We start from the raw sequence: 11,844 nt of genomic DNA, 5'->3' as shown, positions 1-11,844 counted from the left end.
AGCTATTAATAAGGCAATAAACCATCTTCGAATACTTCTAATTCTGCCATATGAGTACAAGTTCCAGTTCTGCTTCGTGTATTCAAAATTCTGATTCGGAAGTACTTTGACGTATAATTCTTATCAAGTGCAATATCATTTACACTTGGTTGCACCAAGGCGTCAATTATTTCAGCTGACTCCCATACGGTTGTAAAGTTCATTCCATCAGTACTGGTTTGCACATCAAACTGACCAGGATCGTTACCGTTTGCACCACTAAAACGAGTCATAAACGTAAATCCACCAATACTTTTTTCTTCATCAAAATTAATTTGAATATGCGCTGGTAATTCTGCACCAGCCACCGACCACGCTGAGTGCCAATAAGTACCCGGATCACCATCCACAAGACCTTCCTTTGGCCCCTCATAAGGCTCCTGAACATGTGTTTCAATCATATCTGCCGTAAGAGCATGTAAGGTTTTACCTGCTTTAGTCATGAAAGTAATCGTTTCACCGTAAGAAACACCAGCAGAGTTTGCTGCATATGAACGAACACTGTATTCTGTTTCAGCTGACAAACCACTCAATTTAATTGAATAATCCCAATCCTCCTCTAGAATGCCATTTTGCGTGTACTCTCCAACAGGCACGAAATTATCATCGACAGTTGGCTCAACACTTCCTGGAATCCAACAGACACCCATTGCCAACAGCTTGGTTCCTCCATTGGAAGTAACCTCTCCATTAACAATAACGTCAACATCAGATATTTCTGCAACTTCAATAGTCTCGGTAGTAGGTAAACTTCCAGCTTCATCATCTTTTTCGCAACTTGTGGTTAATGATAAAACCATCAAAGCAACTGCAAAAAGAGATGCTCCCAAAGATCTTATCTTTCGACCATCGGGCAACTTGCTTGCATTAATTGTTTGTGTTCTCATAGATTTTCATTTTTCATCAAATAAATAATAATATTATGGGACATATCATACATTGTAAGTCAATACTTACTTTTATATTCTATCATTATCAATGGTAACCAAGCATCATACTATAATTGACTACACGACAAATCTATTAGTTAAAAAGTGTATACTTTGGTATCTATAACTTAATGCTAGGACAGAGCGTTTTTTTATAGGACGGATCGTTCTAAAAATAGGATTCATTGCTCAATGGCCTATTTTCATTGCCATATAAGCACATTACAACTACCGATTTGAATAAAGTAAAACAGTGACGAAGCCAACTTTTTTTGGTATTTTTAAGCCCTCAACGCTTTCAACGATTCAATTAATATGAAACGAAGTCTTGTACTAGTTCTATTATTATTCCTTTTCTGCACACCAAAGCATGCTGATGTCCGCTTTTCTCAAATCACCTTAAAGGATGGACTATCCCAATCTTCGGTAAAGGCAATTGCGCAAGACCAATATGGTTATTTATGGTTTGGTACTGCTGATGGGCTTAATCAATACGATGGCTACGAAATTAAACAGTATCGTTACGATCATAAAGATCCTAATTCAATAATCAGCAATGACATTTCCTGTTTATATTCCAATCCTTTTGATTCTACACTCTGGATTGGCTCAGAGAAATCTGGCATTTCTGCTTACAAGCGAGAGAATGATCAGTTCATACAATATCATTCCGCCTTCTCCCCTAAAGCCAATGTAACTTTTGGTGAAATAAATCAAATATATGCCTCAAGTAAGGACTCTCTTTGGGTGGCTTCCGGGATTGAAGGTCTGTTTCTGTTCGATCAAAACACCAATGCATTTAAAACCATCAATTTTAAACTAAAAGAAGCTGTTAAAAGAATAAGATGTATTCAGAAAGATTCTAACAATCAGCTTTGGTTAGGCACAAGCAATGGACTTTATGTTATCGACCTAAACCAAGGTGATATTGAAAGAAATATTAAAAAGGTAAAGAATAAACTTGTTTGTAATGCCAGTATTCGCTCATTTAAATTTGATTTAAAAGGCAATATTTACATCGCGACAGAAAACAATGGTTTAATAAAATACCAGTCGAGGACAGATAAAGTCATTCAGCATTTCAGTACAGATAACAGCGCCTTGCCAACCAACATGCTCAACGATGTTTTAATTACGAACAAAGGTGAGGTATGGACTGCATCCAAGGCAGGGCTTAGTTACCTTTCACAGCACTCTGAAAAAATAACTAACCATTTTCATAACCCCTATCAAAAACACTCACTTTCCGACAATGAAACTGTCTGTTTATTTGAAGATAATGCCGGTATATTATGGATTGGAACATTTATAGGCGGGGTCAATAATTTCGATCCAAACTTCAACCGTTTTTCCACATATAACAACTTCTTTTCCAATCCTGAAACAGATCATATTGCCAATAATGTTTATTCAATATGTATGGATAATAATAAATCCATTTGGATGAATACACCCATGGGGCTAATTGAACTGGAGAATGATTTTTTCAAAACAGAATCAAAAAATTCGGCAAAAAAGCATGTAGACATAACTTTTGGAGATTTATTGTACAACAAAAATGCTGGACTGTTTTATTCAAATGAACATGAAATTGTTCTTCGAAAAAAGGATGGTACAACTGAAAAAATTTCAAGCAAAATACTAGAGCAAACAGGCCAAAAAGTGTCTTCTTTCCTGACAGCGCTTACAGATTCTGATGGTACCATATGGTTTTCAAGCGTTGTGGGATTAATAAAATTAGATCTTGAAAGTGAGTCATTTAAATTCATTAAGCCTAAGGGAGATAGCAAAACAACGTTTCCAACTTATATAATTAGCATGATTGAAAATGCCGAAGGGCAATTGATGCTAGGCTCTCGAGATGGATTTTTATACCTTTTTGACAGACACACGGAGGAGTTATCGCAAGTATACCCAAGTGAAAAACACAATGGTGAATCAAAACTTTTTACCGAGATACATACCATTATTGAATCACAGTCGCAAACCATATGGCTTGGCACCAGTTCTGGTTTGTTTAAATATAATCAATCGTCTGAAACTCTAAGTCGACCTACTGATAATAGCGAACACCTACTAAAAACAATTTATGGAATATTAGAAGACGATGAAGGTAGGATATGGTGCACTACCAACAATGGACTAACCACCTACTCACCCAGAACGGATAGAATTCAACACTATACTTATCAGGATGGCCTGCAAAGTAATGAGTTTAACATGTATGCTTTCTTTGAAAGTGAAGACGGCGTTTTTTATCTGGGCGGCATTAACGGTCTTAATGTTTTTAAGCCGGAAAACATACAAGCCAATTCATACATACCTCAGGTAATGATCGAAAGTATGGAAATCTTATATGAACCGATTAATCACAAAACACATCCTGACATCCTAACAAACGACATTAGTTTTACCAAAGAAGTTACACTGCATTACGACGAATCAACTTTCAGTTTTCAATACGCCGCATTATCCTACAGCCAGTCATCCAAAAATCAATATAAATACATTCTTGAAGGCTATGATAAAAAATGGATTAACGCTGGATCAAGACGTATAGCATCATACACGAACATCCCCCACGGAACATATACTTTTAAGGTGATGGGCTCGAACAATGATGGTGTATGGAATGATGAATATACGGCGATAATAATAAATATACCTCCCCCATTTTACAGAACGAAATGGTTCATTATACTGTTACTACTATGCATTATAGCTTTAGTTTATACCATCATATTTTTAAGAACCTACAACATAAAAAGGCAAAATCTTATTTTAACCGAAAGAGTTAATAAAAAAACAGAAACCCTTAATGAGCAAAAGCTACAAATAGAAAAACAGAACGACGCACTGTTAAAAATCAACAGCATGGTTGTGAATAAAAACAAGCTCTTAAGCGAACAACACTCACAAATAAAAGTACAAAACGAGAATTTAAAAGAATTGAGTGATAAGGTTGAAGAGGCCAATCGTGCCAAATTACAGTTCTTTACCGATATATCACACGAATTCCTAACGCCTTTAACACTCATCACAGCACCTCTCCAGAACATAATTGATAACTTCTCAAAAACCAACTCAAACCAGGTAATTAAACAACTTAAAACGGCTTACACAAATGCGTCAAAATTGATGATTCTAATACAACAATTATTAGATTTCAGAAAAATAGAGACCAATAACATGAAACTTGATGTAAGTCAAATTGATGCAATTAGTTTTATCAAACACATCACCTCTCTATTTGAGGATCTTTCCCGGAAGAAAAACATCACGCTTCAATCTTCTTTTTCCAATAAAGAAATTACGATATGGGCTGATCCTAAAAAACTGGAGATGATTTTATTGAATCTTCTGTCGAATGCCTTTAAAAATACTGAAGCAGGTGGTAACATAAGTGTTCAGCTCGACTTACAATCAGAAAATATTTTAATTATTAAAGTATCGGACACGGGTGTGGGTATAGAAAAAGACCAGCTAAGTAATATTTTCAATCGCTTTTATCAGGATAAAAAAGACAATCATAATAGCGTAGGTCATGGTATTGGATTATCGATTGTTAAATCATTTGTTGATCTTCATAATGGAGAAATAGCTGTGAGTAGCGAACCTAACATAGAAACGATATTCACAATTTCCCTTCCAATATCAGATTTAAAGGATAAGGCCAGTAAGAATAAAAAGTCCAACAACTCTGTAAATGAGGTATTCATTTCTGATGAAAGTGAAACAGTTGCATTGGAGAAAATAGATGAAAATGAAGATACAAACAAGCAGGAGCTATTGGTTATTGAAGACAACACCTCATTAGCTAACTTCCTTTTTAATACCCTTTCGAACGACTACAAGGTAGAATTAGCAGAGTCAGCAGAAAAAGGCTTGGAAATGATTAATAAACACCAACCCGACCTCATTTTATGTGATATCAACCTACCTGACATGAATGGTATTCAACTTTGCAATAAAGTAAAATCAGATATTAAAACAACCCACATACCCCTAATACTTCTTACTGCATTATCCGATATTAAATATCAATTGGAAGGATTATCATCAGGAGCAGACGACTACATTACAAAACCATTTAATCTTCAAATTCTTAAACTAAAAATACAGAAGCAAATTGATTACCGCATAGAACTGCAATCAAAATTTCTGAGAGACAGTTTTGTGGATAAATCCAAAGAAGAAGATCAGGAACTATTAAAGCAAATAACTGAAATAGTTAAGGATAACATATCAGATTTTGATTTTAACGTCAAGTCACTCTGCACTGAAGTCAACTTGAGTCGATCAACCATCTACCGCAAGATTCATGATAATACTAACCTCTCTATTCAGGAATTTATTAGATCGATACGCCTTAGAAAGGCGTCGGAGCTGTTGGCCAAAGATGAATATAAAATTAATGAAATAGCATACATGGTGGGCTTTAGCGACCCAAGTTATTTCACAAGGTGTTTCACTCAATTATTTAAATACTCACCAAGAGAGTACATCAATAAGTATAGAAATTAGAATACCTACAATTGATTACAAAACAAAAAAGGTTTTGACGATGCTGCCAAAACCTTTTTAAATACATATCAATTATCCTATTTATTCACTCCATAACTTCAATGGATAAACACCTTGGTTTACCAACTCACTCACCGAATTTATTGCCTTTTCTTTATCAACCTTATAGGTTACTCCAAACCACTGTACTTCTGATTTCAAAACCTTTACACTCGCCATCTCATCCATAATAACCTTACTCACCACGGATGGAATAAAGAATTCAGATTTTAAGGCCTGCCCTTGAGTTTCCAAGAATTCGATAAATTGCACTTCTAGTTGCTCAAATATTTTTGGTGAAAAGCCCCAAAAGTTCATCGAAACCGTTGTGTTTTCATTAACAAAAGTCCAAACATCAGTCTCCTTGTAGGCAATACCATCATCCTTTTTCTCGATATGCGTGCGTTCAATCACATCCAATAAATTTGAATCTTTATCGGTTGAACAGACACCTCGGGAAACAGAACCATTTTCTGAAATGGTATTCTTTATTTGATAACCAACCATCCCATAGGTATTATCAGAACATTCTTCAGTCAAAAACTTAGCTATTGTAACAAAGGCTTCTTTGCCATAAAAGTCATCGGCATTGATAACGGCAAAGGGCTCCTGAATACAATCCTTGGCCATTAAAATAGCGTGCCCTGTCCCCCATGGCTTCTCTCTTTCTGAATTATATTTACATTGATCCGGAACTTTTTCCAATTCTTGATTGACATAGGCAACTTCTAGTTTACCTTCAAGTTTGGCGTTGAATAGAGCTTTAAATTCCGTCTCAAAACTTTCTCTGATCACAAATACAATCTTACCAAATCCAGCCTCAATAGCATCGTGTATGGAATAATCAATAATTGTTTCTCCTGATGGACCAATAGGATCCATCTGTTTTAAACCGCCATAACGACTTCCCATTCCGGCGGCTAATACTAATAATGTTGGTTTCATTTTTTTATTTAGTGGTCTGTTTTGAAATTTTCATGTATTAACGGAACGGTTCTTTATTAGTATCTTGCAATAAAGAACCGTTCCATAGTTTTTTTTGAACGCTCTACCAAGAATTTATTTTACTGCATCTGCAACAACTTCTTTCATTTGACCATACTGCTGCTCGATACTTTGCAATAGCTTGTATTGTGCATGCGTACGAACCAAATTATGCTCAGGCGATTTCACTTTATAATAGTTATCCCCATCAATGTAATCCATTAAAAATCGCAATACTTGTTCGTAGGTAATGTATTTGGCTGAAAACGCCAAATATTCTAATTCCGCAGGCTTTAAGAAAGATTTGGTCTCTGATAAGTAACCTTCAGTATATGCCTTAAAAATAGCCATATCCATCGACACATTATCAAGATTGGTATCATCTTCAAGCCCAGTATTAGTGTACGAACGAATGGCATCACCAAAATCGTTTAATGCTGTACTACTTAATACCGTATCTAAGTCAATCACACAAAGCACATCACCTTTGTCATCAAAAAGGATATTGTTGATTTTTGTATCGTTATGCGTTACCCGGGTAGGAATGGTTCCATCCTCAACTTTAGACCAGAATTCTAGCATTTCTTCTCTTCTGCCTTCAATCCAGTCAATCTCAGCCATTAGCTCCTTCTTTCTACCTACATGATCTTTACTTAATACTTCATCCCACTGCTTAAAACGGAAGCGGATATTATGGAACCCCGGAAGAATATCTGTTAACTGCCCCTTAAAATCAGAAGTCATACTTTGGAATTTTCCAATTCCTTTACCACCCGCGTAGGCTAATTCAGGTGAATCAGCAGCTTCATAGGTTACACTATCGGTAATAAACAAACAGACAGCCCAATATTCACCCTCGGCATCTTTAAAATACAATGCCTGTTCCTTTGTTTTTATAACAGTCATTGCCTCGCGCATTGGATCACCGCCCTGAGCTTTCACCTTAGCTTTTAAATGCTGACATACCCGCTCAATGTTATCCATCATAGCTGGCACATCGGTAAAAATGTTCTTGTTTTTACGCTGCATTAAATAATTAGGCGTTGAACTACTTTCTGTTTCAACAATAAAAGTATCGTTAATAAAACCTTCACCTAAGGGCTTAATTTCCTTTACTTCTCCTTCCAGGAGAAAGTTAGAAGCAATAAATCTTAAGTTATTTTCCATGTTATAAATGTTTTCTAATATCATTAATACTGGTAAGCTTTGTTATTCAAAAACCACCTCTCCAAAGTACTGCGGTAAATGGAAGTTAGGCTGTTCTGCTTTAATTGGGTTCCACGATAAGAAATGAGGTACTACCTGCTTATCGCCACATTTATAAAAGTTACAGTGAGTACTAAGCCCCTTCAAACTTTTAATATCAGTAAACTGAAAAGCTGCTAGTGGTATTTGAATATCTAATGTCCATTCCGTTTTAATATCAACAATTTCAATTTTTTGTTTACCAAGAGATGGTACAACCCTTATTTGTTTAATCAATTCAACATCGATTGCTTTACGCTCGTCCCTATTAGGTCCATATCCAACGAGCACATTGCCTATACAGTTAAACTCAAAATTGTAATACTTTTCATCGCCAAACGAGATGAAAAACTCAACACAACTATCTTCCCAAACAGCTTCATTTATATTGGTATAAACAGCCTTTACATTTGATTCTTCAACAATATATTTAAGATAAATATTGCCTTCATCATACGCAATATCAAAATGGACTTCTGAATCGATGGGATAATTCCAATTGTCGATCATAATGGGATAGCTCTTTTCAAGATCATCCCCATTGTTTCGCCCCATTCCCCCGAGGTATTTAGCTATAATCCTATTCATGGTCAATTAATTTTTTAAGGTCTTTTGCCATTTCCAGGCTGACGATACCATTTCATCTAACTCAAGTTTGGCACTCCAATTCAATCGCTCATTTGCTAAAGCTGTTCCGGCATATATCTTTTCTATATCACCAGCTCTGCGCCCAACTATCTTATAAGGAAGCTTCTGCCCTGTGTGTCTTTCAAAAGATTTGATTAAGTCCAACACACTGTATCCATTGCCCGTACCGATGTTATAATGCTGGTAATTATTATCCGAAGAAATATTCAATAAATGCTTAACTGCCGCAATGTGTGCCTTAGCCAAATCTACCACATGCACATAATCGCGTATGGCAGTTCCATCTTCGGTATCGTAATCATCGCCAAACACACTTAATTCAGGCAGAATACCTGCCCCCGTTTGAGTAATAAATGGCATTAAGTTATTCGGCTTTCCTTTGGGCAATTCTCCTATTAAGGCGCTTTCGTGTGCTCCCACAGGATTAAAGTAGCGCAGTGAAATCACATTAAGATCTATATCAGCCGAACAAGCGTCCAACAAAATCTCTTCACAAACCTTTTTGGTATTGCCATAGGGCGACTCCGCAGGTTTGAGTGGTGCATTTTCAGTTACAGGTAAGTTATCCGGCTGACCATACACAGTACACGATGAAGAAAATACAACATTCTTCAAGGAAAGGTGGTCCAAACTTTCAAGCACATTCATTAGCGAAACAAGGTTGTTTCTATAGTATTTTAATGGCTTTGTTACCGATTCACCAACTGCCTTGAATGCAGCAAAATGGATCACGCCCACAATGTCGTTGTGCCTTTGAAAGAAATCGGACAATAAACCTTCATCACATAAATTAAATTGCTCAAATCCTGGTTTCACACCTGTTATGTCTGCTATACGATCCACCACTTCAACTTGAGAATTTGACAGATCATCGATAATAACCACTTCAAAACCCTCTTGAATCAACTCAACGACCGTATGTGATCCGATGTATCCTGTGCCACCTGTAACCAATATCTTTTTACTCATGCTAGTTTTTACCTCTCTTCTATTTTATAATACACCACAAATGTAATAAAATTATAATTGTGCACGAGCACAATTTGCATAAAATTAATAATTCATGCAAAACACGCACCTTAATCGAACACCATAAAGCTTTGATTATTTGCATTTTCGCCAGACACAATCTATTGTGGAAAATTACAGGGCTCGTACACAAGACTGCATAAGCCGATAATACCGAATACGAACGGTATAACAAACTGAATTAGTCAGTTATGTAGTCCATGTAATTTTCTTTTATAGCTATCTCGATTGGTAAATACTTCAGCTTGGGGATTTCTTTTTTGAAGGCCAAATGATCTAAGAGCAAGGAAATAGCAGTGCTGGCCTGTAAACCAGGATTCTGGTATATGATAAAATCGATGTGCCCAGAATTTAAAAAGTCCACATTCTCTTTTATTAAATCGTAGCCAAGCACATGCACGTTTAAATTATAAGAATGAACCAATTCGGCCACATAATAAACCTTTGAGGTACTCACAAAAATCCCTTTTATTTCAGGATGATCGTCTAAAACACCTAGCAACCTTTTCTCAAGTTCTTTAGTGTCCTCAATCTTCAAGGTATGAATATTCGGATTTCGCCCTCCTGATTCAGAGAAATAGTCTAAAAAACCATCTTCCTTCTCCTGAATATGTTTGGCATTATGGATATCCTCATCAATATGCACAAGCAGATACTCATCGCCCGCTTTTAAAAGTTTAGCCAGCAAAGCTGCTGCTGTTCGCCCGCTTTTTTCCAGATCTTGCCCAACATGACACAGCACATTATCATCTTTAATATGCGTATTAAATGTCACCATAGGCAAGCTCAGTTTTTTGCATTCATTCAAAAACGCTACAGCCTCGGAATAAAAAACCGGCGCTACCAACACTCCACTATAGCCACCTTTCAGTATTTGCTTAGCATGATGGTTAAAACTTATTTCTTTAAACGGATTAAACAGATGTAAATCGACACTTACACCAATAAAAGATAATTCTTCCACCACCTTATTAATGCCATCAATGGCACGTTTCCAATAAACGTCAAAGTCGCTATCTGGCATTAGTACAGCTACCTTGAACAACTCACCTTTTCGTAAGGTTTGAGCTACAATGTTTGGTTTGTAATCGATCTTATCAAGGATGTATTTAATCTTATCATATGCTTTTTTAGAAACCGTTCCTCTACCATGTATCACTCTATCTACTGTTGCCCTCGACACCTGTGCCATTTCGGCTATCTCCTTAATCGTATACGATGTTTTCTTTGTATCCATCTTTGAATAGTCTTTGTTTCATCACCACTATTAAAGGTATAATTATATGAACTCTACCCCTTCGCGTACTTCAACAAAAATAAGCCACATTGTGCTCGTGCACAAATAAAACAAGCGCTTTTTGAGTTCATTTAACAAATACTTCGGGCAGAATAGGAGACAAAGGACTAACGATCAAAAAAAATAGTCCGATTGCTAAACCAAACAACCGGACTAATTAACCACCAATGATAAACCAAATCAATTAATGTCAACTATTAAGCAATTCCATTTCTTTTATACACAACTACATTTCCTGAATCATATAAAGCATTTGGCTTAAGGTCACTCGACACTAATACTTTAGTATATACTGCATTGGAACTACTAGGGAACTTCTCCCATTTATTTCCATATTTGACTTACATTATTATCAGATCAAATTCACTTTAAAGTCACAAAATCGTGAATTTAATGTGTGTTTAATCTGAATTAAGTATGACTTTAAACTAAATTAAAATGCTTGTTGTTATGATGCCGTTACGGAGTTGGACTGTAGATAACGATATAAATACCAAAGCAATTAGTTTATTACATCATCAAGAATATGCTTAAACTCTTCAATACTCTTTCCTCCTGTAGCTTTTAAAATCAGCGCTTCCTTTGCATCAAAAAATAGCATGGTTGGAAAGCCTTTAATTTGATGTACTTCCCTGGCTCTTTTTTCCAGGCTTCTATCTTTAATGGGATCTAATTTTATACAGATAAAATTCTTATTCATTTTCTCTGCAATACTCGTGTCGGTATATACAGACTCATCCATCATTTTACATGGTGCACAACCATTGGTAGAATATTTCACAAACACCTGTTTCCCATCTTGTTTTGCTAAATCAAAAGCCTGTTCAAAACTTATATCCTGGAAAATAACACCACCTTTATCTTGTGCAGTACATACTCCCGAACTTATAAATAACAAACATGCAATCACTAAATTTTTCATCTGTTTATATTTTACTTTCATTTGTCATATAAAACTCGCCTGCAAGTATTTATCCGCGTGTGAGGGATTTTATTCTCATGACTCGTTTCATTATTTTTCACTATTAACCGACTAAAGTCGGGATTCATAAAATTCTCTTCTACAGCGCCCATTTATTGGGCGTTTGGTTTTTTATTTCAAATTAGACC

8 protein-coding genes are annotated in these 11,844 nt (G+C 35.9%); 1 reads left to right on the top strand and 7 read right to left on the bottom strand.

The features are described from left to right. Positions 1-5: 5 nt before the first annotated feature. Positions 6-926 (bottom strand): discoidin domain-containing protein, encoded by a 921-nt coding sequence (locus ACRD7B_RS19590; RefSeq protein ID WP_430826341.1) that lies wholly within the window; start codon positions 924-926, stop codon positions 6-8. Positions 927-1,283: 357 nt separating this feature from the next. Between ACRD7B_RS19590 and ACRD7B_RS19585 the strand changes: the two genes are divergently transcribed. Further along, entirely contained in the window at positions 1,284-5,492 is a 4,209-nt protein-coding gene (locus ACRD7B_RS19585; protein ID WP_430826340.1) for a hybrid sensor histidine kinase/response regulator transcription factor, read from the top strand. A gap of 81 nt (positions 5,493-5,573) precedes the next feature. On the opposite strand, the gene ACRD7B_RS19580 is transcribed toward ACRD7B_RS19585, so the two are convergent. From ACRD7B_RS19580 to ACRD7B_RS19555, 6 genes are all read right to left on the bottom strand, one after another. Beyond that, positions 5,574-6,476 carry a nucleotidyltransferase family protein gene (locus ACRD7B_RS19580; protein ID WP_430826339.1) on the bottom strand — a complete coding sequence of 301 codons (903 nt, stop codon included), beginning with the start codon at positions 6,474-6,476 and terminating at the stop codon, positions 5,574-5,576. A 114-nt stretch (positions 6,477-6,590) separates the two neighbouring features. Beyond that, complete coding sequence (locus ACRD7B_RS19575) at positions 6,591-7,682, bottom strand: phosphotransferase enzyme family protein (protein ID WP_430826338.1); 1,092 nt, start codon at positions 7,680-7,682, stop codon at positions 6,591-6,593. 42 nt (positions 7,683-7,724) lie between these two features. Beyond that, positions 7,725-8,348 carry a carbohydrate-binding family 9-like protein gene (locus ACRD7B_RS19570; protein WP_430826336.1) on the bottom strand — a complete coding sequence of 208 codons (624 nt, stop codon included), beginning with the start codon at positions 8,346-8,348 and terminating at the stop codon, positions 7,725-7,727. A gap of 6 nt (positions 8,349-8,354) precedes the next feature. Beyond that, positions 8,355-9,377, bottom strand: a complete 1,023-nt coding sequence (gene galE / locus ACRD7B_RS19565) for a UDP-glucose 4-epimerase GalE (protein WP_430826335.1) — start codon at positions 9,375-9,377, stop codon at positions 8,355-8,357. A 241-nt stretch (positions 9,378-9,618) separates the two neighbouring features. Continuing rightward, positions 9,619-10,674, bottom strand: coding sequence for a substrate-binding domain-containing protein (locus ACRD7B_RS19560; protein ID WP_430826334.1), 1,056 nt, complete (start codon positions 10,672-10,674; stop codon positions 9,619-9,621). A gap of 562 nt (positions 10,675-11,236) precedes the next feature. Then, positions 11,237-11,656 carry a thioredoxin family protein gene (locus ACRD7B_RS19555; protein WP_430826333.1) on the bottom strand — a complete coding sequence of 140 codons (420 nt, stop codon included), beginning with the start codon at positions 11,654-11,656 and terminating at the stop codon, positions 11,237-11,239. Positions 11,657-11,844: the final 188 nt, after the last annotated feature.

It is taken from the genome of Carboxylicivirga fragile, assembly GCF_050589805.1.
GTDB classification, from domain to species: Bacteria; Bacteroidota; Bacteroidia; order Bacteroidales; family Marinilabiliaceae; genus Carboxylicivirga; species Carboxylicivirga fragile.
The sequence above is the reverse complement of the archived record's forward strand: the minus strand, read 5'-3'. Positions and strand labels throughout refer to the sequence as shown.

Coding starts and splice junctions, on each gene's coding strand:
- ACRD7B_RS19585 (WP_430826340.1), top strand. CDS start 1,284: ATGAAACGAAGTCTTGTACTAGTTCTATTATTATTCCTTTTCTGCACA.
- ACRD7B_RS19580 (WP_430826339.1), bottom strand. CDS start 6,476: ATGAAACCAACATTATTAGTATTAGCCGCCGGAATGGGAAGTCGTTAT.
- ACRD7B_RS19575 (WP_430826338.1), bottom strand. CDS start 7,682: ATGGAAAATAACTTAAGATTTATTGCTTCTAACTTTCTCCTGGAAGGA.
- ACRD7B_RS19560 (WP_430826334.1), bottom strand. CDS start 10,674: ATGGATACAAAGAAAACATCGTATACGATTAAGGAGATAGCCGAAATG.
- galE (WP_430826335.1), bottom strand. CDS start 9,377: ATGAGTAAAAAGATATTGGTTACAGGTGGCACAGGATACATCGGATCA.
- ACRD7B_RS19590 (WP_430826341.1), bottom strand. CDS start 926: ATGAGAACACAAACAATTAATGCAAGCAAGTTGCCCGATGGTCGAAAG.
- ACRD7B_RS19570 (WP_430826336.1), bottom strand. CDS start 8,348: ATGAATAGGATTATAGCTAAATACCTCGGGGGAATGGGGCGAAACAAT.
- ACRD7B_RS19555 (WP_430826333.1), bottom strand. CDS start 11,656: ATGAAAAATTTAGTGATTGCATGTTTGTTATTTATAAGTTCGGGAGTA.